The sequence below is a fragment of the Flavobacterium silvaticum genome, from assembly GCF_012911565.1.
GTDB lineage: Bacteria > Bacteroidota > Bacteroidia > Flavobacteriales > Flavobacteriaceae > Flavobacterium > Flavobacterium silvaticum.
Genome location: NZ_JAAMPU010000108.1, coordinates 384719 through 409609, shown reverse-complemented (window position 1 = coordinate 409609; position 24891 = coordinate 384719). Strand labels below are relative to the sequence as shown.

Annotated in this window: 22 protein-coding genes; 13 read left to right on the top strand and 9 right to left on the bottom strand. The window is 44.6% G+C overall.

What is annotated here, in order from left to right:
- The first annotated feature begins 174 nt into the window (after window positions 1-174).
- Window positions 175-1110 carry a citrulline utilization hydrolase CtlX gene (gene ctlX, locus G6047_RS16015; RefSeq protein ID WP_169528633.1) on the top strand — a complete coding sequence of 312 codons (936 nt, stop codon included), beginning with the start codon at window positions 175-177 and terminating at the stop codon, window positions 1108-1110.
- Window positions 1110-1901: a CPBP family intramembrane glutamic endopeptidase gene (locus tag G6047_RS16010; protein WP_169528632.1), complete on the top strand. Its 792-nt coding sequence runs from the start codon at window positions 1110-1112 to the stop codon at window positions 1899-1901. The genes ctlX and G6047_RS16010 overlap by 1 nt, the downstream gene beginning before the upstream one ends.
- Here G6047_RS16010 and G6047_RS16005 read toward each other — a convergent pair.
- From G6047_RS16005 to G6047_RS15995, 3 genes are all read right to left on the bottom strand, one after another.
- Complete coding sequence (locus G6047_RS16005; protein WP_169528631.1) at window positions 1891-2997, bottom strand: OmpA family protein; 1107 nt, start codon at window positions 2995-2997, stop codon at window positions 1891-1893. The two genes, G6047_RS16010 and G6047_RS16005, sit on opposite strands and share 11 nt — an antisense overlap.
- Before the next feature lie 52 nt (window positions 2998-3049).
- A complete protein-coding gene (locus tag G6047_RS16000; RefSeq protein WP_169528630.1) occupies window positions 3050-4282 on the bottom strand; it encodes a hypothetical protein in 1233 nt (410 codons plus the stop codon).
- A gap of 99 nt (window positions 4283-4381) precedes the next feature.
- Window positions 4382-5281, bottom strand: a complete 900-nt coding sequence (locus tag G6047_RS15995; protein ID WP_169528629.1) for a DUF6607 family protein — start codon at window positions 5279-5281, stop codon at window positions 4382-4384.
- Between the two features lie 111 nt (window positions 5282-5392).
- Between G6047_RS15995 and G6047_RS15990 the strand changes: the two genes are divergently transcribed.
- The 3 genes from G6047_RS15990 to G6047_RS15980 all read left to right on the top strand — a co-directional run bounded on the left by G6047_RS15990 (window position 5393) and on the right by G6047_RS15980 (window position 10622).
- Window positions 5393-7558: a TonB-dependent receptor plug domain-containing protein gene (locus G6047_RS15990; RefSeq protein WP_169528628.1), complete on the top strand. Its 2166-nt coding sequence runs from the start codon at window positions 5393-5395 to the stop codon at window positions 7556-7558.
- A 3-nt stretch (window positions 7559-7561) separates the two neighbouring features.
- Window positions 7562-8965 carry an HmuY family protein gene (locus tag G6047_RS15985; protein WP_235946574.1) on the top strand — a complete coding sequence of 468 codons (1404 nt, stop codon included), beginning with the start codon at window positions 7562-7564 and terminating at the stop codon, window positions 8963-8965.
- A 418-nt stretch (window positions 8966-9383) separates the two neighbouring features.
- Entirely contained in the window at window positions 9384-10622 is a 1239-nt protein-coding gene (locus G6047_RS15980; protein ID WP_169528627.1) for a T9SS type A sorting domain-containing protein, read from the top strand.
- 369 nt (window positions 10623-10991) lie between these two features.
- On the opposite strand, the gene G6047_RS15975 is transcribed toward G6047_RS15980, so the two are convergent.
- On the bottom strand, window positions 10992-11750 hold the full coding sequence (locus tag G6047_RS15975) for an SDR family NAD(P)-dependent oxidoreductase (protein ID WP_169528626.1): 759 nt from the start codon (window positions 11748-11750) through the stop codon (window positions 10992-10994).
- A 14-nt stretch (window positions 11751-11764) separates the two neighbouring features.
- Complete coding sequence (locus G6047_RS15970; protein ID WP_169528625.1) at window positions 11765-12523, bottom strand: SDR family oxidoreductase; 759 nt, start codon at window positions 12521-12523, stop codon at window positions 11765-11767.
- Between the two features lie 108 nt (window positions 12524-12631).
- Here G6047_RS15970 and G6047_RS15965 point away from each other — a divergent pair, with 108 nt between their 5' ends.
- Entirely contained in the window at window positions 12632-12988 is a 357-nt protein-coding gene (locus G6047_RS15965) for a winged helix-turn-helix transcriptional regulator (RefSeq protein WP_169528624.1), read from the top strand.
- A 159-nt stretch (window positions 12989-13147) separates the two neighbouring features.
- On the opposite strand, the gene G6047_RS15960 is transcribed toward G6047_RS15965, so the two are convergent.
- Together G6047_RS15960 and G6047_RS15955 are read right to left on the bottom strand one after the other, a co-directional pair.
- Window positions 13148-13714, bottom strand: a complete 567-nt coding sequence (locus G6047_RS15960) for a dihydrofolate reductase family protein (protein ID WP_169528623.1) — start codon at window positions 13712-13714, stop codon at window positions 13148-13150.
- A gap of 91 nt (window positions 13715-13805) precedes the next feature.
- Window positions 13806-14435 (bottom strand): MarC family NAAT transporter, encoded by a 630-nt coding sequence (locus G6047_RS15955; protein ID WP_169528622.1) that lies wholly within the window; start codon window positions 14433-14435, stop codon window positions 13806-13808.
- A gap of 294 nt (window positions 14436-14729) precedes the next feature.
- On the opposite strand from G6047_RS15955, the gene G6047_RS15950 reads away from it, so the two are divergent.
- Window positions 14730-15092, top strand: coding sequence for a CoA-binding protein (locus tag G6047_RS15950; protein WP_169528621.1), 363 nt, complete (start codon window positions 14730-14732; stop codon window positions 15090-15092).
- Here the strand turns inward: G6047_RS15950 and G6047_RS15945 are convergent.
- Both G6047_RS15945 and G6047_RS15940 read right to left on the bottom strand, forming a co-directional pair.
- Window positions 15083-15619, bottom strand: a complete 537-nt coding sequence (locus G6047_RS15945) for a hypothetical protein (protein WP_169528620.1) — start codon at window positions 15617-15619, stop codon at window positions 15083-15085. The two genes, G6047_RS15950 and G6047_RS15945, sit on opposite strands and share 10 nt — an antisense overlap.
- Entirely contained in the window at window positions 15616-17115 is a 1500-nt protein-coding gene (locus G6047_RS15940; protein WP_169528619.1) for a sodium:solute symporter, read from the bottom strand. The genes G6047_RS15945 and G6047_RS15940 overlap by 4 nt, the downstream gene beginning before the upstream one ends.
- Before the next feature lie 88 nt (window positions 17116-17203).
- Between G6047_RS15940 and recR the strand changes: the two genes are divergently transcribed.
- The 6 genes from recR (at window position 17204) to G6047_RS15910 (ending at window position 24886) form a co-directional block, all read left to right on the top strand.
- Window positions 17204-17824, top strand: coding sequence for a recombination mediator RecR (gene recR, locus G6047_RS15935; RefSeq protein WP_169528618.1), 621 nt, complete (start codon window positions 17204-17206; stop codon window positions 17822-17824).
- 65 nt (window positions 17825-17889) lie between these two features.
- Window positions 17890-18678, top strand: coding sequence for a polysaccharide biosynthesis/export family protein (locus G6047_RS15930; protein ID WP_169528617.1), 789 nt, complete (start codon window positions 17890-17892; stop codon window positions 18676-18678).
- A gap of 13 nt (window positions 18679-18691) precedes the next feature.
- Window positions 18692-21157, top strand: a complete 2466-nt coding sequence (locus G6047_RS15925; RefSeq protein WP_169528616.1) for an exopolysaccharide transport family protein — start codon at window positions 18692-18694, stop codon at window positions 21155-21157.
- Window positions 21158-21168: 11 nt separating this feature from the next.
- A complete protein-coding gene (locus tag G6047_RS15920; RefSeq protein ID WP_169528615.1) occupies window positions 21169-22149 on the top strand; it encodes an SDR family oxidoreductase in 981 nt (326 codons plus the stop codon).
- Between the two features lie 49 nt (window positions 22150-22198).
- Window positions 22199-23584: a UDP-glucose 6-dehydrogenase gene (locus G6047_RS15915; RefSeq protein WP_169528614.1), complete on the top strand. Its 1386-nt coding sequence runs from the start codon at window positions 22199-22201 to the stop codon at window positions 23582-23584.
- Window positions 23585-23608: 24 nt separating this feature from the next.
- The gene (locus G6047_RS15910) at window positions 23609-24886 is read left to right on the top strand and encodes a nucleotide sugar dehydrogenase (protein WP_169528613.1); all 1278 of its coding nucleotides are present in this window, start codon (window positions 23609-23611) and stop codon (window positions 24884-24886) included.
- Window positions 24887-24891 lie beyond the last annotated feature (5 nt).

The window sequence follows — 24891 nt, the reverse complement described above, 5'->3', positions numbered from 1 at the left end:
GTCTTCTTGCCTTCTTGGTAAATTTGAAATTTATCGTTTTGTCGTCAGATCAAAAAACATTTTTTCAAAAGGATTTTTTTTCGCTGTCGTCAATCGTATCCAAAAAATTACGAATATTGATTCACGGTTAACCGAATAAAAAATATAAATAAAAATAAAGAATAGCATTTCGCTATGAACCAGACTACGAATACCATCCTCATGGTACGTCCGGTATCTTTCCGGATGAATGAGCAAACTGCCATCAACAACTACTACCAAAAAGTCATAGACGGCCTGTCGCCTGAAACGGTCAACGAACGCGCCCAGGAAGAATTCGATGCTTTTGTCCACAAGCTAAAAATGGTCGGGGTCAATGTTATCGTCGTCCATGATACCAAGATTCCCGATACGCCCGATTCCATTTTCCCGAACAACTGGATTTCGTTCCATGAAAACGGTGACGTGGTTTTGTATCCGATGTTTGCCGTAAACAGACGAGCCGAAAGACGCGAAGACATTCTCGACCTGCTTGAGGAAAAAGGGTTTTTGATTGAAAATGTCGTCGATTATACCGATGCCGAAGATGAAGAGCTCTACCTCGAAGGAACCGGAAGCCTGTTGCTCGACCGCGTCCACGGAAAAGCGTATTGTGCCTTGTCCCCGCGTGCCGATGAAGAATTGTTGATCGAGTTCTGTGAGGATTTCGATCTCGGCCCGGTCATCTTCAATGCTTATCAAACCATAGATGACGACAGACGATTACTGTATCATACCAACGTTATGATGTGCCTTGGTGAAAATTTCGCCGTGATTTGCCCGGATTCGATAGATGACAAACAGGAACGCAACAATGTTCTTGACAACCTCAAAAAAGACGGGAAGGAAATCATTTCCATCACCGAAGACCAGATGAACAATTTTGCCGGAAATATGCTGCAGGTTCGCGGTTCCGAAGGCAAAAGTTACATTGTCATGAGTGCGGCCGCATACAAAAGCCTGAGAAAAGACCAAATCGAAGCACTCCAGAAACACGGAACTATTTTAAGTTCAAGCCTGGACACGATCGAAGCCTGCGGCGGTGGAAGCGCACGTTGCATGATGGCCGAAGTATTTTTACCAAAGGCCTGATGTCACAAGCCGTCCGTATACTCATAATCGTTGCGGCATTCGGATGTTATTATTTCCTGTTCACGTATTTTGATGTCATAAAAGCAAGCCTCGATTCTATTTTGAAATTGGGGCTTTTGAGTTATATCGTTACCTATTTTGTGGTTGGCAATCCGATGTTCCTTGCGACACGGGCTTTCAATCCGGGCTGGAATGCGCTCAAAAGCCTCGGGCTTGGAACCGATTTCTGGAAAGGAGCCGGGTTTGCCTTGCTTTTTGCTTTGCCGATGTTACTCGGCGGCTATTTCTTTTTCAATTTCAAACCGATAGAAAACTGGGAAAACCTTGTTGGTAAAACGGCCTGCGCCGGATTCTTTGAAGAACTCTATTTCCGCGGATTCTTGTTTGGTTTGTTGTTCCGAAACACGCGTCTCGGATTTATGCCATCGGTAGTTTTTGCGGCACTTTTATTCGCGTCCGGTCATTTGTGGCAAAGCAATGATTTGATGGAATCGGTCGGCATTTTCGGCGTGACTTTTATGGGCGGAGTCTTATTTGCCTGGCTTTTCGCCGAATGGAATTTCAACTTATGGCTGCCCGTGTTCCTTCACGCCTTCATGAACCTCGCATGGGAATTATTTGCGATGGATGAAACGGCTTTAGGCGGAATGTATGCCAATATTTTCCGCGGACTGACCATCGCGCTCGCTATCATTTTTACGCTGAGGTATAAAAAACATCGGCATTTATCACTTGAAATCAACCGGCGGACGCTTTGGTTCCGAAAGAAAGCGGTTTTGGTTACTTCGTAATCTCGAACTCCACACGTCTGTTGCGGCTCCTTCCTTCTTCTGAATCATTTGAAACGATAGGCTTTTCATCACCGAATCCATTCACTGTAATCGCATCAGCACTGATTCCATTTTGGATAAGATAATCGGCGACGGATTGGGCCCGTCTTTTTGAAATATCCAGGTTGTATTGTTTAAGTCCGATGTTGTCCGTGTGACCGGAAAGGGACACATTTGGGTTTTTAATCGGGAGCAGAAATTCGAGCAATTTGTCAAGTTCGGCTTTTGAAACCGCTGTGAGTTCTGCGCTGTCGAAGGCAAAAGTCACGTTTTCCAGAATATAGCTTTTGCCTAATTCAGGTTGTGATGAAAAAGGTTGAGGTTCGTTGACGGATGCTTTAGCTTCTGTGACAGGAATTTCAGCCATATCTGCTTCGACGCTTATCATGTCAATGAAATAGTAGGCAATTTCAAGCCGTTTGGGATACGCGAGGATTTTTTCGGTCTTTCCATTCGATTTGAAATTCCCGATTATGATAGCGGTTTCGCCACCTTTGGCCGTTATTTTTGTCTGTACATGCATCCAGTTGTTCTTGTCGTCATACGGCATTTTTCCAATAATAGGGTATAACCCGAAATTTCCCGGATTCGCCTTTTCGATTTCTTTATTTGAAAGTACTTCTTCGATGGTATTCTTGATTGGCTTTTCGCAGATCAATATGCCGAATTCCTTCAATGCATAATCTGAAGCTTCGGCCAGGCTGACCCAAAATGAAACCGTATAGGTTTTGCCTTTCTGCAAGGGTTCAGAAAATTTCCCCTGGATATATTCGCGGTAATTTTTATCGGAATACAAATAAAATCCGGCATAATTCTGACCGAAACGCGCTTCCTGGATTCCGATGAAATTTGCGGGAACACCGGCTTCTGATTTTTCACACGAGTTGAAAAAATCGGTCGATGCAAAGGTCGGCGTCGTCCAATCGGTCACATTGACATTGAACATCCCGATGGTGGCATTACATCTTTTGGATTCTTCAAAACTTGGGTTCAGTACAAGGTTTTGTGCCGATGTGATGCAAAATCCAAAAACAAGTAGAAAAACAATCAGCCGCATAGTAATTGAATGGTTACGGAATAACGGCTCTGTACGGAAAATCGTATGGATGTTATGACGGCTGATTTTTGCTTTGATGCAATCTGCCTGAATATAAAGCGACTGCCAATACGAGTACGAAAGGAAAAATGACCATATGGAATCGGTCTGCCTGATAATAGGAAACTCCGGAAACGGCTATGATATATAGTATAAACACGCTGATGAAGCTGTAAACGGTTGGTTTCCGGAAGGTTTTAAGCAGGAAAGTCACCGATAGGAAAATTCCTAAAACTGTTAGAAAAATGTTCTGATATTTTGAGAAACGGCCTGCATTGGTTTTTATCAGTTCAGAAAAACGCGTGTTTGGGCTCCTGACATAAGAGAAGTCGCCTCCGCAAGTGGCATTGTAAACGATATTTGAGAAATAGGCCTTTATCAGATTCGGCGTATTGTGGTTTATCTGTCGATGTAAATCTTTACGGGCAATGATCTTTTGCTGCGGATACGAAAAGCCGAATATATAATCGGAACGTTGCCTGATTGCCGCAATCGGATCCTGATTTTTTTCGAATGCCTCTGCTTTGCTGCCTAAATAGTTGTAATAGGTTACGCCGTCGATATAGCTTATGGTGAAATTGCCATATTCGCGTTTCATCTGGATCATCTGGAAAACCAAAAGGACAATGCTGAAGAAAATAAAGCCTGAAGCCGGTTTGGACAGATGGCGCAAAATCGACCTGGAAAAAAAGGCCAATACCAGCAACGAAAAGAAAAACATTCCGGGCTTGATCAAGGCTGTGAATATCAGAATTGCAAGTGCCAGCGACAGAAGCCGGAATGATTTAATGCGGAAATAATCATCCAGAAAAGTCATGGCAGAAAACATCAAAAAGACAAAGATGCTTTCCGTGAGCAAGTGAAAGTTGATAAGGGCCGGACTTATCAATCCGTAAAACAGTACAGATACAATAAATGCTTTTGAATCGGGAAGCCTTTTTCTGCAGAAACTAAAAATAAGTAGTGCCGATGCTATCCAGGCCGAAACATTTACCCAAAAACTGAAATCATACACAGCGGCATCTCCAAACCCAAGCAAATACGGAAGCCCAAAAATCAACGCCATTCCAAAAGGCCTGTAATAATGAGGCTTGAAGTGATGATACAAAAATTCGCCGGCTTCACGGTAATTGTCCGAATCCGGGAAAATAATGTGCTGGTTTCTCAACTGAAACAATTCGTCCAGCAAGGCAATCACCGCCAATCCGATGATGACTAAAGCGATCTGGTAGTTGTATTTCAGCACACAGTTGGGAATAGATCCTAAAAATAAGTTTTATTTCAATCTGGCGGCCATAAAAAAAAGGCGCCCGAGAGCACCTTTTCCTACTTTACAAAATCGAAATTATTTGATTACGAAGCTATCGATGATGGCATCCGTATCTGCTTTTGGCGTATTGGCTTTTTTATCGAACAACTTGGAAAAAAGCGATTGTCCGTCAACTTTAGATTGCAATTTAAGGTCTTTGTTCAAACCGTATACAACAGCCCATTTGTCGCGGACGTTTTTCCACATCGGCTTGTATTCCGCCCAATATTTCTGGGCAGCGGCACATTTGGAATCGGCTACTTTTTTATAGACATCGTATCCTTTTTCTTTGGCAACGACCACGTCTTTTCCGTCGTCCCCGCGTTTGATCTTGATATTGTCCTGATCGTGAATCCAGCCTTCTTTGGTGATTTCATGTGTATTGGTGCGGGTAAGTACATTATAGTCGTTACGGATAGTGTGCTCCCGACGCGGTAGCGGTGCATCAGTCGTGTTCGTCCAGAAATCGCGCCCGTCCACATGAACCCACGTTGCCGTTCCTTCATAGCGCGGGCTGTCGTCCACCTGGAAAACACGCTGCGTCCATTGACCTTTTACCTGAGCAGCCGGAAGCGTCTTGAATTTCCAGGTGTTGTCTTTGTAAAACTGGTAGAATTTGGTGTTTTCGTATTCCCAATCCTGACGCCAGTGTTTTACGATCATCGAATCGGATACGACCAATAAGTGCTGCATCGATATTTTGTTCGGGGTATCTTCTATCAATTCCACCCATTCCAAACCTTGTTCTGTTTTGGTTGGCGACGGTTTGTAATCGGCGGCTTTTGACTCTGGCGTGAAGGTTTCGGCGAAGTTGAACGTCACTTCATAGCATCCGCACATGGCTTTGATGGCTTTGACGTCTTCTTGTTTCTTGTTTTGTGCTGATGAAGCGATTGCCAAAAGCAGTGTAATTGAGGAAAGTATCCCGTTTCTCATGTGTTGGTAGTTTTTTTTAACGTGCCAAAGATAAAATTTATTTAGAATAATTAAAAATAGTAAAGTATCTTCGCGGCATAAAATTATCGATAATCAGTCTAAATAAAAAGAATGTCGCCCGATTTTTTCCAGAAACTTTTCTTTTCCAATCCCATCGACGCCACTAAGGTTCTACTGATTAGTTGTCTTTTTATGACTGGTTTTGCCACTGCCCAGAACGATACGCTGGTTAAAGGCGGCAAGCTATCGGAAGTAATCGTGACAGGACAATTCAATCCGCAATCGGTCGATAAATCGGTGTTCCAGGTCAAAGTGATTTCGCGTGCCGATATCGACAGGCAGGCCGGAAACAACCTCGCCGATTTGCTCAACCAAACGCTCAATATATCTGTAATGCCAAATGCATCGACCGGAAAATCCGGCGTGCAATTGTTCGGTCTCGATGCCCAATATTTCAAGATTCTCGTAGACAATGTGCCGCTTATCAATGACGAAGATTTGGGTTCGGATACAGATCTGACCCAGATCAACCTGGACGACATCCAGCAAATCGAAATCGTGGAAGGAGCCATGGGCGTGGAGTACGGAGCCAATGCCGTATCGGGCATCATCAACATCATTACCAAAAAGAAAGCGCGACATACCTGGGAAATCACTCCTTTCATACAGGAGGAAACCATTGGCGAAGAATACAACGGCGTCAGTGAAGGCCGTCACATCCAATCGATTCGCATCGCCCACAATTTTTCCGATAAATGGACGGGGAACGCTATGTTCACCTACAATGATTTCGATGGCTATCACGACGGATTGCAGGGCCGCAACCATTATCTAAACGATTCGTTACGCGGGTACAGATGGCTTCCGAAACAACAACTGCACGCCAAGGCTTTTGTAGGTTATAATCCGAACGAAAAGCACCGGTTCTTCTACCGTTTCGAATATTTCAACGAACTCACGCATTGGTATAATCCGATAGTCGATCCGCGTTACGATGCGCCGACAGATACGTACGATGAACTGGCCCAGGATCGTGATTTCGAAACCAACCGCATGGTGCACCTGATCAACGCAAGCGGGACTTTTTCTTCAGGCCTGACCTATGATTTCTATGCGTCTTACCAACAACAGGAACGCAACGCACGTATTTATAACTATTACTTCCGGCGCGATACAGAGGAAGATTTGTCCGACGACGTCTACGAATCACGCAAAGTCTATTATTCCAAAGCGACCGTAAGCAATTTCCTCGATTCGGAATGGATCGATTTCCAGCTGGGGTATGAAGTCAATACCATAAGAGGTTATGCGTCGATGTTCGCTTATGAATTCATTGGCGAGCCGATAGAACGCAACCTCGGAACGTATGATTTCTTCGGGTCGACCGAAATGAAATTCGGTAAAAAGTTCACCGTTCGTCCCGGAGTACGCGGCTTGTTTTCTTCCCAATTCAATACGCAGGTCGCCGTTTCTCTCAGCGGATTGTATGATGTAGGAAACGGATATGAACTGCGCGCCATAATCGGAACCTGTCCACGATTGCCGGATTATGAAGAATTGTACTCTTATTTTGTCGATGTCAACCACAACGTCCAGGGAAATCCGGATTTGAAGCCAGAACAAGGCGTATCGGCTTTCCTCCACCTCAATAAAGTCTTCAAAAAAGAAAAAGGCTTCGAGCTTGAAACCAAATTATCTGCGTGGTATATCGATGTACAGGATCGTATCGAATTGATCCAGACGCAGTTTTCACCGCCCACATTCCGTTTTGCGAACATCGATTTGTACCGGACCATCGGTTCCAGCCTGACCGGATCTGCCAAAACCGGCAACTGGCTGCTAAACGCCGGAGTGACTTACGGCGGGATTGCCAAAGTGCTCAATTCATCTGAAATCAAGAACGACGATTTCCTGTATTCGGTCAATGTCAACGGAAACCTTTCGTACACTATTCCAAAATGGAAAACCACTTTCTCCGCATTTGGGAAGTACAATGGGCCGCAGTATCAGTTTGTCCAGCAATACGACGAAAACCAGCAAGTAATCCTTGTCCGTGGAAAACTCAGCGATTATACCATGATCGACGCTACCGTACGCAAGACGTTCGCAAAAGACAAACTCGAAGTGACTCTGGGTGCGCGGAACCTTGCAGATGTCACAACCCTGAACACAACGGCAGTCAACGGCAGTGCACATACGGCGGCTCCATCAAGCCAGTTGCTTGGATACGGCCGGTCTTATTTTCTAAAGATTCTTTACAGATTCAATTTCGGGTAAGCTATGAAACAGAAATTACATCTACTTTTTACGACGGTTGTTTTTGCACTGGTTATTCTGGGCTGTGCAAGCGAAGATCCGGTTCCGGCCCAGCCTTTTGTCGCCGCGTTTGAAAAGACATCGTACAAATACAGCGACATTCCCGATTCTCAGGAAATGTTCGTTGTTTTTTCTGAGACGGCAACGGCAAACGGAACGGTGACCATTGGAATCACATCCGAAGAAGCCAGCTACGGAGTCGATTTTAAAACCACGCCGGAAGCACCGTCATTGACATTTACCTTACCCATAATCGCCGGACAGGATAAAACATCGTTCCTGTTCCAAAACCTTATTTTCCCGTTCGATTCAGACCAGAAAGTCGTCACATTCCAGATTCTTTCCATCGATTATGCCCGTGAAACGAATATCCAGGGTTATACGACCTCTGTCGTTTCATTCGAGGAATCTCTTGGTGGCGTATCCGAACCACATATCGGCGGGCCCAATCAGGGCAACCAGATTTATGTGGATTTAAGTTCAGAAACCACTACCGAAGTGTTCCGCGAATCGTGGGATTTAGGATTCTATTGCGGAGATGATTTCCGTGTCGGGCTCAACGGTTCGCTCTACATGGCAGCCAAAAAACTGGATGCGACAAATATCGATGCGGTCACTCAGGCCAGCGTTTCACAATATTTCAATCAGGTTGCCATCGGGACTTTCGATCCGGCGAATATGGATTATGTAGACGATCCGACGGGTGCTATTTCCGGAACTGCGATCGATGCGATATCGGTCAACGATGCAGACAACCATGTATACCTCGTCAATCTCGGATACACCGTAGGGACAACGACGCCCGTTCCCGGATCGGTCGCTATTGCAGGAAATCCAAGAGGGTGGAAAAAAATACGCGTGCTGCGCCAGGGCGACCAATACATTTTGCAATATGCCAACCTGAACAGCACGTCGCATCAGGAAGTGGTCATTGAAAAGGATGCCGCTTACAATTTCAGGTTCTTCAGCTTCAATACCAACAATACGGTCAGCGTCGAGCCGATGAAAGACCAATGGGATTTGAACTTTACTGTTTTCACGAATGAGATTGCGGGTTCGGGATCTTACGGGTATTCAGATTTCGTGCTCAACAACCTCAAAGGCGGTGCAAAAGCCTATGAAGTCAGTACGTCGTTCAGTTCATATGCCGATTTCAGTGTCGCCAACATCGATGAAAGCCTGTTCCAAAACGACCAGCGCGTCATTGGTGCCGACTGGCGCGACGTTTTCTCCGGAACCGTGTACACCAACAGATTCTACGTCCTCAAAGACCCTAACGGAATCTATTACAAAATCAGGATGCTCGGCTTTTTGAATACCGACGGCGTGCGCGGCTATCCGAAGTTTGAGTATGCGTTGTTGCAGTGAGATCGGGAGTTCAAGAGATCGGGAGAGTCGGGAGAGTCGGGAAAGACGGGAAAGTCGGGAAAGACGGAAGATCGGGGGTTCAAAAGATCGGGAGATCGAGAGAGTCAGGAAAGTCAGGAAAGTCGGGAAAGACGGAAGATCGGGAGTTCAAGAGATCGGGAGAGTCGGAAAAGTCGGGAAAGTCGGGAAAGACGGAAGATTGGGGGTTCAAAAGATCGGGGGTTCAAAAGATCGGGAGATCGGGAGAGTCGGGAAAGTCGGAAGATCGGGAGTTCAAGAGATCGGGAGATCGGGAGAGTCAGGAAAGTCGGGAAAGTCGGGAAAGTCGGGAAAGACCGAAAGAATGAAGATCGGGAGTCTGGCTGGAATACTAAATAATTAAAATAATAATAAGCAATAACTACAAATACCTCTAATCATGAAAAAAAGAATACTTCTTTCCGCAATGGGTCTTTTGGGCCTTACAATGAGTGCACAGTCCGTTCCCGGATCTGTAGCCATGGGCGCTGGATATGCCAATCAGGTGTATTACAAGCTGTCTAACCAGGCGACCAATTCGTATCCGTCATCTTCCTGGGATATCGCTTTCAACCGCCAGAGTGCCTTTGATATCGGCATCCGTTCAAACGACCACAAAGGAATTTCCGTGTTCGAAGCGTCGGCAGACCTTAACGACTGGGCAACCATCGATGTAACCCAGGAAGCCACATGGACGCATTTGTACAACAGCGAAACGGCTTGGGAAACAGGCTCATTCGATTCAGGTTCTGCAACATACGGTTGGGGCGAGTACAATTCCGTGACCCACCATGTTTATGGAACCGTGATTTTCGTTTTGAAATATGCCGATGCCACGTATAAAAAACTTAGAATCGATGATTTCTGGGGCGGATACACGTTCACGTATTCAAGCTGGGACGGAACTGCGTGGAGTGCCGATACGACTACAACCGTAGCGAATTCAACCAACACCACCCAATTGTACAACTATTTTTCATTACAGGATAATGCCGCTGTTGTTGCAGAACCGGCTTCTACCGATTGGGATTTCGTATTCACCAAATACCTTACGGACATTATGGGCGACGGTTCCATGATGTACTCAGTTACCGGAGCTTTGCACCACAAAGACATTCAGGTAGCCCAGAATGACGAGGCAAACGGAACAGATACATCTGCTTTGGAATATTCCGCCGATATCAACACTATTGGTTACGACTGGAAAACATTCAACATGGGAACATTCACATATGATGTCAACAGCGATATGGCATTCTACGTAAAATACCTTAACGGAACCGTTTACCGTTTGGTCTTCAATACGTTCGAAGGATCGTCAACCGGTGTCATCACCTTCAATTCGGAAGACGTAACCGACCAACTTTCAACAGTTGACCAGACAGCGGTGACTTTTGGAGTTTTCCCGAACCCGTCACGCGACAAAAAAATCAATATCGTTTATGATGCCGCTTCTTCAACCGCAAAAAACAGCATCAATATCTATAACCTGAACGGTTCAAAAGTATATGCTTCTGAACTCGCCTCGGCCGGCTTCAACAACACAAGCGTTGACTTGACGTCGCTTTCTTCAGGTGTTTACGTTCTTGAGTTCGTTTCCGGCGACTTCAAGGAAGTTAAGAAGATCGTGTTGCAATAAGTTGCTTCATTGTGTTAAGTCTGATTTGAAAGCCTCCTTTTGGGAGGTTTTCTTTTTTAGATAGTGTTGCACCCAGGCTTTGAAGTAAATAACGTGAGTTTGATATAAGGACAAAGCCTGGATTCCAGAAAATACATGGATTCAAGACGGATTTTTGGGTGATAGTGGTGCTATCAGCTAAAAATCCAACGCAGAAGACGTGTGTTTTGTGGAATTAGCTCACGATTTCCTTTTCAGAAGTTACTATTTCAAGCGTCAGGGGAAGTTCTTATGTCGAACTCACGTTAATTAAAAACAAAGTGTTACGTTATTTCCTGTTACGCAATTTTACGTAACACGAAATCGCGTAACACTTTTTGCTGTCGCTATTCAAAAACCATACATCCCGCCCGAAACCGAAAGCTGCTCTCCCGTAATCCACGCGGCCTCATCCGAGGCAAGGAAAACGACAGCTTTGGCAATGTCTTCGGGTTGTCCCCTTCGGCCCAGAGGCGTTTTGGCGATGAACATTTTTTCATGCTCGCTGCCTTTGGTGACGCCGGCACTTGTTGCGCCTTCTGTTTCCGTAGCGCCCGGCAGGATGGAATTGATGCGGACGTTTTTCGCGCCGAGTTCCTTCGATAAAGAAATAGTGATGGCATCGAGTGCCGCTTTCGTAGCCGAGTATAATGCCGCCGTCGGAAGCGGGTATTTACTGGCACCCGAACTGATATTGATGATGTTGCCGCCCTTGTCCCCAAATTGTTTCAATGCTTGCCGGATCGTAAGGACGGGTCCCAGAACATTGACGTTGAAATGTTGGTGGAAAGCATCCGTCGTTACATTTTCAATTGGTAAGTATTGCTGGAAGACGGCGTTGTTTACCAGAATATCAAGCGTGCCGAAAGCCTTTTCTGTTTCTGCGAACAATCGGATCACATCGGCTTCGTCAGATACATCGGCCTGAATTGAAATGGCTGTGCCACCGTTATCGGTTATGGCTTTGACCACAGTATCTGCCGCTTCTTTGCTCGAGGCATAGTTCACGACGACTTTTGCACCTTCGTTGGCAAAGTGTTTCGCGACGGATGCACCTATTCCTTTTGAAGCCCCGGTAACTATAGCTACTTTGTTTTTTAGTTTACTCATGATTTCCGTTGTCTTTATTTAAGGGCATAATTTGTCATTCCGCCATCGACCAAAAACTCGTTTCCGGTGATGAATCCGGCGCTGTCGGAAGTCAGGAACAGTACCATGTTCGCGATTTCTTCGGGTTGCCCCATTCGTTTTACCGCTGTCGATGCTATGATGTTTTCGGTAACCTGGATTTCCACCTCTTTCGGCATTCCTACTTTAGACAAAACTCCGGTATCTGTCGGGCCGGGCGTAACGATGTTGACGCGGATTTTTCGGTCTGCGAGTTCGTTTGCCGCAATCCGGGCAATGGTATTTACGGCAGCTTTTGTGGCCGAATAGACACTCACGTTTATGTTCGACAGATGGGCTGCGTTTGAAGAAGTGAATACTACCGAAGCTCGGTCTGCCAAATGCGGTAACATTTTTTGGAGCGTAAAGAAATATCCTTTCACATTGGTGTTGAACTGGGCATCGAAGTCTGCTTCTGTAGCGTGTTCGATTGGTGCGAATACGGCAATACCTGCATTCAGGAACAGCATGTCCACTTTGTTCCCGCTTTGGGCGACTGCATTTTCCAAAACGGTTATTCCGGCTAAATTGGAAGTGTCCGAAACTACCGTCTTTAATTTCGGGCTGTCGATCTGTGTTGCGGCTTTTTGCAGGTTGTCGGAACTTCTTCCCGTAATCAAAACATTCGCCCCTGCATTGATGAACGCTTTTGCGGTCGCCAATCCAATTCCGGTGCTTCCGCCTGTAATGACAACATTTTTGTTTATAAAATCCATTTTAAAAAAATATTGAGATTATTTAATGGGACAAAGCTAGAATGCTAAAGTTACTTTTCGTAACCTTGTGCCGGAAAATAACAGTTACACAGAGATAACCAAGTAACAATGGGCTGTAAAATAGAAGAGTTCAAACAGGAACAGAAGAAGCGCATGAGGGCGGTCCAGGATGCGATGGACGTGCTGAACGGGAAGTGGAAGATTGCCATTATCACCTCTATTTGCTGCTACGGCAAAAGAAGATTTTCCGATATTCTCAAAGACATTGACGGAATTTCCAACAGAATGCTGAGCAAAGAATTAAAGGAGCTGGAAATAAACGAGTTGGTCAAGCGGACTATCCTGGATACACAGCCTGTATCTGTTCAATATGAACTTACGGAACACGGCGATACGCTGCAGACCATCATAAGTAATTTAACCGATTGGGGAATGGTGCACCGGAAGAAGATTGTTGGGGGATAGTGCTTCAAAACAGGTCATCTGATATGGAATCATCAAAAGCAAAACGAATAAAATAGTTACATCCAAGTCCAGGCTTTGGCTGTTACGTTATTTTCTGTTACGTTATTTTCCGTTACTCAAAATAACGTAACAGAAAATAACGTAACAGAAATACATTGTTTACTTATTCTCGTATTTCAAAAACACAACTCCGGTCGGATAATTCCTGACTTCAACCAGTTTAAGGTTTGTGTACTGATCTGAAGTTGGAAATAACTTTTTTCCCTCACCTAGTACGGTCGGGCAAATCTGGATATGGTATTCGTCTATGAGGTTTTCCTGAATAAGTGCCCGGGCAATCGAGATGCTTCCCCAAAGTACGATGTCTTTGCCGTTTTGTGCTTTTAGTTTTTTGATTTCGGGAATCAGGTCGCCCGAAAGGACTTCGGCTTTTTTCCATTTTCCCCAAGGGGCATCTTTGAGCGTTTGGGAGACAATGACCTTTGGCAAAAGGTTGAGTTTGTCCGCAATGATTTCTTTATCGATAGTGGCTTGTGGCCAGAAATCCACAAACAACTCATACGTTTTTCGTCCCAGCAATATCAAATCGACCGATTCGAGAAACTTCAATTGATCTTCGTCTGAAAATTTATTTGCCTCTGTTGATGGGAAAAAATCGAGTGCATTATTCTTATCTGCCGCAAACCCGTCAAGCGACAGCCATTCTTCGAGGATAATCTTTCTCATGGAATAGTAATTACAAAAGAAAGTTACATAAAAATAACGGTTCAATATTTTAAAAAAGGCACCACAAGAAGGCAAAGGCCGATACGGCGCTCTAAAACAAATACGCCTTGATAATACTCACCACAGCACTTACTATGTACTGAATTCCAATGGCCACCACAATAAACCCGACGATACGCGAAATAGCTACAATACCGGAAGCTCCAAGTATACGAGACAAATAATGCGCTGACCTGAGGATAATGAAAATGACGAATGAAACCGCGAGGATGGCAAGTGATGAAACGCCCATTTCCCAATATTGGTGATGTTCCTGATAGAAGGCGATAAGCAGTGAAATGGAACCTGGGCCTGCGAGCATGGGTATGGCAAGAGGTGTGAGCGCGATGTCGTTGCGGTTTTGGGCTTCGTTCTCGACGCGTTTGTTGATGCCTCGTTTTTTGCTGAAGTTGCCTGAAAGTAAATTGAATCCTGAATTGCAAATGATGATTCCGCCCGCAATACGCAACGCATCTATCGAAATCCCAAAAAACGACAATACATATTGACCCACGAAATACGAAATCAATAAAATGATAGCCACGTTGATTCCGGTCCAGAGTGAAATTCGCGAGCGTTCGGCTTTGGGGTCGTCCTGGGTAAGCCCTACGAAAATAGGGACGGTTCCAATGGGATTGAGGACAGAAAACAGGGCAGCGAAGAGGTAAATGAAAAGTTCCATATTCGGGGCAAAAGTACATCAGGCAATTACGTGAAGCGTGAACTTTGGGTAAATTGCCAGTTATGTTTTGTGTTTATTTTAATATTGGGTGTCATATAAAGATAGTAACTTTAAGGGAGTCGGGAAAATTGGAAAGTCAGGAAAGTCAGGAAAGTCAGGAAAGTCAGAAAGACAGAAAAACAAGAACTTCAATTTTAAAATAGGGTTTCTATTCCGATTCAAATCCAAAAATCCATCCCGATAGCTATCGGGACCAAAAATCCAACAATCTAACAGTCCAACAATCTAATGATCATGTCAAAAAAGACCTTAGTCCTCGGAGCCTCGGAAAACCCAATGCGATATTCAAACCTCGCCATCAATTCACTTGTCCATCGCGGACATGAAGTGGCAGCAGTCGGGTTGAGGAAAGGTGAAGTTGCCGGAATCGAAATACATAATTCCAAACAGGATTTCGACGGAATCGATACGGTGACCCTTTACATGAACCCTAAAAACCAGGAGCCGTATTACGATTATATCATCGGGTTGGCACCCAATCGCGTCATCTTTAATCCGGGAACCGAAAATCCGGAATTGATACGCAGGCTTCGGGAAAATAACATTGAGATTGAAGTGGCTTGTACCCTGGTGATGTTATCGACGAATCAGTATTGATCCTGCGGCCTTTGATTCGAGGGTTTGTAAAACTTAAGTCCGAAAAAACCGGTATTGACGCACAGTTCAATCGAATCACCTGCTTTATGCGATGCGTTGAAGCTTTTTCCAAAACTCAATCGCTCTTCGCCATTCTCGCCAGTGACAAATACAAAATAGGCCGGTCTTCCTGAGTTGCTTTCGGCAAGGCTTTGTATCATATATGTTTTGCATTTGCTTTCCGTAACAGCATGCTCGTTAATGAGGCGCAATGTCCCGAAGGAAATCGCCACGAAAGAAAAAACCAACAAGTGGATGATTTTAAAACCGTTTGCATTTTTATAGGTTTTTATCTCCGGCGTAACAAGTGCGGCTAGTCCATAAACCAGTATTCCCGCGGTTATTCCCACGCAAACGCCTGTTACTATCAATGCCAGCCAGTTGATGTAATTCTCGATGTTTTTGATTCCGATAACCACGAAAAGCAATGAAAGGATTCCTAAACCGACTGGAAGCACCTCAGATTTATACCACGTTTTTCGCTTCACAGATGTACTTCATTTGATTTGTGGCTGATGGCAAACAACCCCAGAAAAGTCAATCCGCCATTTAAAATAATCAATTCCTCGGCAAACTGATACTGGCCGAATAATTCCACCGAATAACTTTTGACGATACCACAAATAATAGGCGCGGCCACACAAACCACAGGAACCAAAATGCCTTTGACGTTCCTGCCTTTGACAAACAACCCGAACGAATACAATCCGAGTAAAGGCCCATAGGTAAACGCCGCGATAGTGAAAATAAGGCTTACGACGGCATCGCTGTTCACCAGGTAAATAATCAGGATCACCAAAAACATCAGAAGGGAAAACCCAATGTGTACCCAATGGCGCGTGCGGACCAATGTTTTCTCGTTGGTCGTCACATTTTTGTCCATGCCGAGAAAATCGACGCAAAACGATGTGGTCAAAGCCGTCAAAGCCGAATCGGTCGTGGCGAAAGTGGCCGCCGTCAATCCCAGTAAAAATACGATTCCCGGAATGAGCGCGAGGTAATTGAAAGCGATATTCGGGAACAATAAGTCCGTCCTCGGTTTTCCGGTCACGGCATCGATCGGTATTGAGATTCCGTTCTTTTCGGCATACATGTAAAGCAACGCGCCAACACTTAAAAAGAACAGGTTGATGATGATGAAAACACCCGTAAACGTATACATATTCTTTTGTGCTTCGCCGATTGTGGCACAACTGAGGTTTTTCTGCATCAAATCCTGATCGAGACCGACCATGGCAATCGTGACGAAAATGCCTCCGAGGATCTGCTTGATGAAAAAGTTGCTTTTGAGCCAGTCTTCGTAAAAGAAAATTTTCGAGTAATTGCTTTGTTTGACCGCTTCGAATGCCTGGGGCAGATTGTAATCGAGGCTGTTGCAGATGAAGATTATCGTGAGGATTACAGATGACACGAGGAATAGCGTCTGGAGTGTATCGGTGATGATAATGGTTTTGAGGCCGCCTTTGTAGGTGTAGGCGAAAATCAGGGCAAGCGACAAAAGTACCGTCAGCCAGAACGGAACACCGAATGCATCGAACACGAACCGCTGCAATACGATCACAACCAGATACAGTCGTGCCGCAGAACCGATGGTGCGCGAAATCAGGAAAATCAATGCCGCCGTTTTGTAAGCGATAGTTCCCAGGCGCTGCTCGATATAGCCGTAAATCGAGGTCAGGTTGAGTCGATAATATAAGGGGAGCAGAACGCGGGCAATAAGTAAAAAGCCAATCGCGTTGCCAATGACAAACTGGAAATATTTGAACTGTACGTCTGGCGAACCAACCTGTCCCGGAACCGAGATGAACGTAACTCCGGACAAAGCCGTCCCAATCATCCCGAACGCTACTAGATACCATTTGGAATTTTTATTGGCCTTGAAAAACGCTTCGTTCCCGCTGTTTTCGCGGCTCACTACAAACGATATTAAGAAAAGCAGGCCGAAATAAACGGCCATGAGGCAAAGGATCAGCGTTGGAGTCATTACTATAAAATATGCTGCAAAATAGTCTTTAATCCCTAAAACCCAAATCAACAAATAAACGAATCAACCATTCCATTACCTTTGCCCAATGGAATTTCCTTCAAAACTTCTCGAGCGCGCCGTAGCAGAAATGTCCCAATTGCCCGGAATAGGTAAACGCACGGCGTTACGATTGGTGCTCCATCTGCTCAAACAACCGCCGGAACGCACGGTTTATTTATCGGAAGCTTTGTCCGATATGCGTGACAAGCTGCGCTATTGTTCGGAATGCCACAATATAAGTGATAATGAAATTTGTGAGATTTGTGCCGATGGAAGACGCGACCGCTCGCTGATTTGTGTAGTGGAAGACATACGAGACGTCATGGCCATTGAAAACACCGGACAGTATCGGGGCCTGTATCATGTTTTAGGCGGAAAGATTTCTCCTATAGATGGAATCGGACCGTCTCAATTGACTATTTCTGCCTTGGTGGAACGTGTTAAAAACGGAACTGTAATGGAGCTTATCTTCGCCCTTAGCCCAACCATGGAAGGCGATACGACGAACTTTTACATTTATCGTCAACTTGGCGACACGGGTATTTCCACGTCGGCCATCGCAAGAGGGATATCGGTAGGCGATGAACTCGAATATGCAGATGAAGTCACTTTGGGGCGCAGTATTCTGCAGCGCGTTCCGTTTGAAAATTCACTTCGTGGCAATTAACGCTAATTAGCTGGGTTTTTAAAAATGAAAAACTATATTTGTCTGCTAAAAAATTTGCCCTCGGCATGAACAAGAACGCCCTGATTGTATTGCTTTTCGCTTCGTTGTTTTTCACTTCCTGCATTCCGACCAAAGACCTGATTTATCTTCAGGGTGAAGAGTCGGCTCAGGTCCAGGCCATGAACCCGGTGGCGCAAAAGCCATACAGGCTTCAGATTAATGACGTCCTTTCCATCACAATAAAGGCTTCTGATGTAAAACTCGTTGAAGTATTTAAGCAGACGAATGTTGAAGGTAGCAGCATGCGTGATGAAAAAAGCCTCTATTTTGATGGTTTTATAATTGATGACCATGGAAATATCCGGGTTCCGGTTCTAAACGAAGTGAACGTTTTGGGTTACACGCTTGATGAGGTACGCCAAACCATAGAAAAAAAATTACTCGACGAATATTTTACCGAAGAAGCAAACCTTTTTGTAACCGTAAAACTTGCCGGATTCAGATATACTACCAATGGTGAAGTAGGAAAACCCGGAACACAGACGTTGTATCAGGAAAGGGTCAATGTCATGGAAGCCATTGCCAATTCTGGCGATATTACAATTACGGGCGACCGGAAAAGCGTCGTGATCATCAGGCAATTGCCTCAGGGGACAGAAATGCATACACTCGATCTTACAAATCGCGATGTGATGCAGTCTCCGTATTATTATCTGCAGCCCAATGACTACATTTACGTAAAACCGTTGCCTCAAAAATCGTTAGGTACAGGAACTACTGCAATGCAATCGCTTACTGCAATCATAACAGTATTGTCTCTTCTTGGAACCATTACTGTATTATTAACACGTTAACCGTAGCAGACAGATGATCGATACTAAAGATTTTTCGTTACTTGAGGTTAGCGACAGGTTTGATTTTAAAGGGTTTCTCATCAAGACCGCAAGCTATTGGAAATGGTTTCTGGTGAGTCTTTCCGTTTGTAGTTTTATTGCGTATCAGGTCAATATCAGAAAGGAGAAAATCTACAGCATGGATGGAATCATTTCTGTAAAAGAAGAGAACAATCCGTTTTTTACAAGCAATACCAGTCTTATTTTTAACTGGGGCGGAACATCTGATAAAGTCCAGGGAATTGCTTATGATTTCAAATCGCGCTCACATAATGAAAAGGTTGTATCCAAACTAAAGTTTTACATAGACTATCTCGTACAGGAAAAATATTACACCCGTGATGTGTATGGACAGGTGCCTTTTGTAATTGAACCAGATACATCCAAAGCTCAATTGTTTTCTTCAATTCTGCACATCAAGTTTGTAAATGCTACGCAATATCTATTAGAAACTGAATTTGCCTCTTCGTCCGCTCCTGTTGTTTATTATTCAGATAATTCGTTGGACAATGCATCTGTAACGCCGGGTAAGTTTTCGAGGAAGTTTACTGTAGGTCAGCCGGTAAGTTTGCCGTTTTTGAATGGTGTGGTCAATCTTAAACCAGATGCGGGAGATTATATTGGTAAAGAGTACATGATCCGATTCAATAAATTTGATGATGTCGTTTCTCTGTATCGGGGTATAAGAACAGACGTGAACGATCGAACAACATCGGTCATCACGCTGGGACTTCAGGGAACGAACAAGGCCAAAATGGTTGAATATATAAACCAATCGGTAGAGATGATGATCCGGAATGAACTGGATTATAAAAATCTATTTGCCGATAACACGATTGCCTTTATAGACAAACAATTAGCCGATCTCGATAAAGATCTCGACGCTTCCCAAAAGGAAATGCGGGAATTTTCCAGTGGCCGGAATCTACTCAATATAGAAAGCACAGACAATCCCTTTGCGGAACGTTTAAAGGAACTTGACCTGCAACGCGATGGCATATCAAGGAAGTTGGCTTATCTGGCCACACTCAAGACTTATCTTACACGCAGTACAGATTTTTCCAAACTTCCGGCTCCGGCAGTTGCAGGTATAGAAGATCCGAACATTACTGCGAATGTGACGCGGCTCATTACGCTTTCTACTGAACGGGCCGAATTGTCTTACAACGTAAAATACCAAAAGCGTTTTCGTGATTTTGACAGTAAAATGGATGCGTTGAAACAGGTATTGCTTCAAAATATCGCTACGGCTAAAACCGTGATCGATTACGATATGAATGTTGTGGTTGGCAAAATCAATGAAATTGAGGTCGATATCAAAAAATTACCACAGGATAAGCAGGAATACCTCAAAATAGAACGCAAGCGAGATTTGAGCGAAGAGATCATCATGTCTTTCCTTGCAAAACGCAATGAAGCCAAGATTGTCAGGGCGGCCAATTTAAGTGATATAAAATTCATAGATCCGGCTAAAGATGTCGGCGGCGGCCTGATAGGGCCAAACAACACGGTAAATTACATCATGGCCGTTTTCCTTGGTTTTATGATTCCGCTTGCACTCGTATTGGTTATTTTCTTTATGGAGAATGCCATCCTGAATACAGATGACATTACGCGGCTTACCCAGATTCCCTTAATTGGCGTCATTGGGCTGAAACATACGAATTCAAATCTGTCGGTATTTGAAAAGCCAAAATCGGCTTTGGCTGAATCGTTCCGGGGAATACGTTCTTCGCTTCAGTTTCTCTACAAGCGAAAGGCAGATAACAGCGAGGCTAAAACCCTTATGCTTACTTCATCCATCAGTGGTGAAGGAAAGACATTCTGTTCCATAAACATCGCCACTGTATTTGCACTAAGTGAGAAAAAGACACTTATAGTAGGTCTTGATTTACGTAAGCCAAAGATTTTTGACGATTTCAGAATCAAAAATGACATTGGTGCCGTAAACTACCTCATTGGCCAGAAAACCCTCGACGAGGTTACCCAGCCAACACACATTCCGTATCTGGACGTCATAACGTCGGGGCCAATCCCTCCCAATCCCTCTGAGCTGATCATGGGGCAGACCATGAGGGATTTTGTTTCAGAAATCAAGGCTAAATACGATTATATCATTTTCGATACACCGCCTATAGGATTGGTTTCAGATGCCATGGAGCTTTCGCAATATGCCGATGTCACACTTTACATCATGCGTCAGAATTTCACCAAGAAAGAAATGGTCACGTTGCTTAATAACCGCTTCAAACGAGGCGAACTTGCCAATGTGAGCATTATTTTCAACGGTTTCGAAAACAAAGCGAAGTACGGTTACGGTTACGGCTACGGTTATGGTTACGGCTACACGTATGCCACTTATGGCAGTGGTTATCTGGAAGAAGAAAAGCCGAAAGGATTTTTCAGTCGCGTATTCGGATCGTTGTGGCGTAGTTCATAAATCAAAAACAGATGGAGCAAAAAGCTGCTATACTAATCACGGGAGGTGCCGGATTCATTGGTTCCAACTTATGTGATTATTTTCTCTCCAAAGGTTACAAGGTAGTTTGTCTGGATAATTTCTCAACCGGACATCGTTCTAATGTGGAACCTTTTTTGACAAATCCCAATTTTACATTAGTCGAAGGCGATATCAGGAATCTTTCCGATTGCAAAAAAGCGGTAGAAAATTGCCAATATGTTTTACATGAAGCGGCACTGGGCTCTGTTCCAAGATCTATCAATGATCCCATTACCAGTAACGATGTGAACGTATCCGGATTTCTCAATATGCTTACGGCTTCGCGTGATGCCGGCGTGAAACGTTTTGTATATGCCGCGAGCAGTTCCACCTATGGAGATTCCGAATCGCTTCCAAAAGTAGAAGATGTCATCGGACGACCACTTTCACCTTACGCGGTCACTAAATACGTCAATGAATTATACGCCGATGTTTTTGCCCGGACCTATGGAATGGAATGCATCGGATTGCGCTATTTCAATGTTTTTGGCCGACGTCAGGATCCGAATGGTGCTTATGCCGCAGTCATTCCCAAATTCGTGATGCAGTTCATGAAGCATGAAAGTCCTGTAATCAATGGAGACGGCATGTACTCGCGCGATTTTACTTACATTGATAATGTGATCCAGATGAACGAACTGGCGCTGTTCACCCAAAATCCGAAAGCTGTAAACCAAATTTACAACACAGCTGCAGGCGACAGGAATACGCTTAACGATATGGTGCTTTTGCTGCGTGAATATCTGTCCCGATTCGATCCCGCCATAAAAAATGTTGAAGTAATATACGGGCCTCAGCGACTCGGAGACATTCCGCACTCGCTTGCCAGCGTTGATAAAGCACACGCATTATTGGGATATGATCCCAAATTCCGGTTTGCTGAAGGATTGTCACTTGCCGTCGAGTGGTACTGGACGAACCTCAAAACGTAACCCAGAGGTAACAAAATACCCCTATATTTGCAATTCCTGAAAAATAAACATGAAAATAACAAAGATTTGTTGCATCGGAGCCGGATATGTTGGCGGACCAACCATGGCTGTAATTGCACAAAAATGTCCTGATATACAAGTTACCGTAGTTGACTTGAACACAGATAGAATTGCCTTGTGGAACCACGAAGATCTCAATAACCTTCCCGTATATGAACCCGGCCTTGATGCTGTGGTAGCCGAAGCACGCGGCCGCAACCTGTTCTTTTCTACAGATGTTGATAAAGCGATAGACGAAGCACAATTGATCTTCATATCGGTAAACACACCTACAAAAACATACGGATCTGGCAAAGGAATGGCCGCCGATTTAAAATACATCGAACTTTGTGCACGTCAAATCGCAAGAGTGGCAAAGACCGATAAAATCGTGGTAGAAAAATCTACGTTGCCTGTCCGCACAGCCGAAGCCATCAAAAGCATCCTCGACCACACCGGAAACGGTGTGCAGTTCCAGATTCTTTCCAACCCGGAATTCCTAGCAGAAGGTACAGCCGTACAGGATTTGCTCAACCCGGATCGTGTCCTGATCGGTGGTGATCAATCCCCTGAAGGCCAGAAAGCGATAGATGCTTTAGCCGAAGTATATATGAATTGGGTCGCTCCGGCAAACATCATCCGCAGTAATGTATGGTCGTCTGAATTGTCAAAACTAACGGCGAACGCATTTCTTGCCCAACGCGTTTCTTCCATCAATGCCATTTCCGAACTATGCGAAAAAACGGGCGCCAATGTAAGTGAAGTGGCGCGTGCCATTGGAATGGACAGCCGAATCGGTTCCAAATTCCTCAAAGCATCGGTAGGTTTTGGCGGAAGCTGTTTCCAGAAAGACATACTGAACCTTGTCTATATCTCAAAATCGTTCGGGCTTGTTGAAGTTGCCGATTACTGGGAACAGGTCATCATTATGAACGACCACCAGAAACGTCGTTTTGCAAACCGCATCGTACAGACCTTATACAATACAGTCGCCGACAAGAAAATCTGCTTTTTAGGCTGGGCGTTTAAGAAAGACACGAATGATACACGTGAATCGGCAGCTATCTATGTTGCCGGACATTTGGTTGCGGAACAAGCCAATATTGGTGTTTTCGATCCCAAAGTGGAACAGCCCCAAATAATTTTTGACCTGGAAGAATCGGGTGTTTCCCAAAATTCACGAAAAAGGGTAACATCTTATGAAGACGCTTATCAGGCAAGTGAAGGGGCGCATGCCATTGCTGTCTTAACTGAATGGGATGAATTCCGCCATTACGACTGGCAACGCATTTACAACAATATGCAAAAACCGGCTTTTGTTTTTGACGGAAGGAATTTGCTCGATGGAAAAAAACTCACTGAAATTGGCTTTGTCTATCAAGCCATCGGTTCCTGAACCAAAACAAACAAACACTAAAAAATGAGCATCAGGATTGGCGTTATAGGATTAGGTTACGTAGGACTGCCGTTGGCGCGATTGTTTGCAACGAAATATCCGGTGATTGGTTTCGATATCAATCAAAAGAGAGTTGACGAATTAAGATTGGGTTCAGATTCGACGTTGGAAATAGACGACGAAATGCTTCGGAGCGTGCTTTCAGGTTCTGCCGATGCAGAGACAGGATTGTTCTGTTCGACGTCTGTCCACGATCTTTCAGATTGTAATTACTTCATAGTTACTGTTCCAACGCCAGTCGATAAAAACAACAGGCCAGACCTGACGCCACTTTACAAATCGAGCGAGACCGTTGGTAAAGTGCTTAAAAAAGGGGACATCGTTATCTATGAATCCACGGTTTATCCGGGGGTGACAGAAGAAGAGTGCATTCCCGTTCTAGAAAAGGTCAGCGGCCTGAAATTCAACGAAGATTTCTTTGCCGGTTATTCCCCGGAGCGCATCAACCCGGGCGATAAGGAACATACGGTCGAGAAAATCCTCAAAGTTACATCTGGCTCAACACCTGAAATCGGACAAAAAGTCAACGATTTATATAAATCTGTCATCACGGCCGGAACCTATCTGGCTCCATCCATAAAAGTCGCCGAAGCCGCCAAAGTCATCGAGAATTCACAACGCGACATCAACATTGCCTTCGTAAACGAGCTCGCCAAGATTTTCAACATCATGGGAATCAATACCAAAGACGTGTTGGAAGCAGCGGGTACCAAATGGAATTTCCTTCCGTTCAAACCCGGACTCGTTGGCGGTCACTGTATTGGGGTCGATCCGTATTACCTGGCGCAAAAAGCCCAGGAATTGGGTTATCATCCGGAAATTATTTTGGCCGGACGCCGCCTCAACGACAGCATGGGTGAATATGTGGCATCGTGCGTCGTAAAGCTCATGATCCGCAAAAACATAAAGGTCAACGGAGCCAAAGTACTGCTTATGGGCTTTACGTTCAAGGAAAATTGCCCGGACGTTCGCAACACCAGAATCGTGGATGTCGTCCATGCGTTGAACAGCTACAAACTTGACGTAACCATTTTTGATCCGTGGGCCAATCCCGCCGAAGTCAAAAAAGAGTACGGTCTTACCACAGTAGAAGAATTGCCGCAGGATACATTCGATACGGTGATTTTGGGAGTCGCCCATAAGGAATTCCTTGGGCTCGATCTGGCAAAAGTCCGCAAAGAAACATCGGTATTGTATGATGTGAAAGGCGTGCTGACAGAAGAAGTTGACGGACATCTGTAAATAAA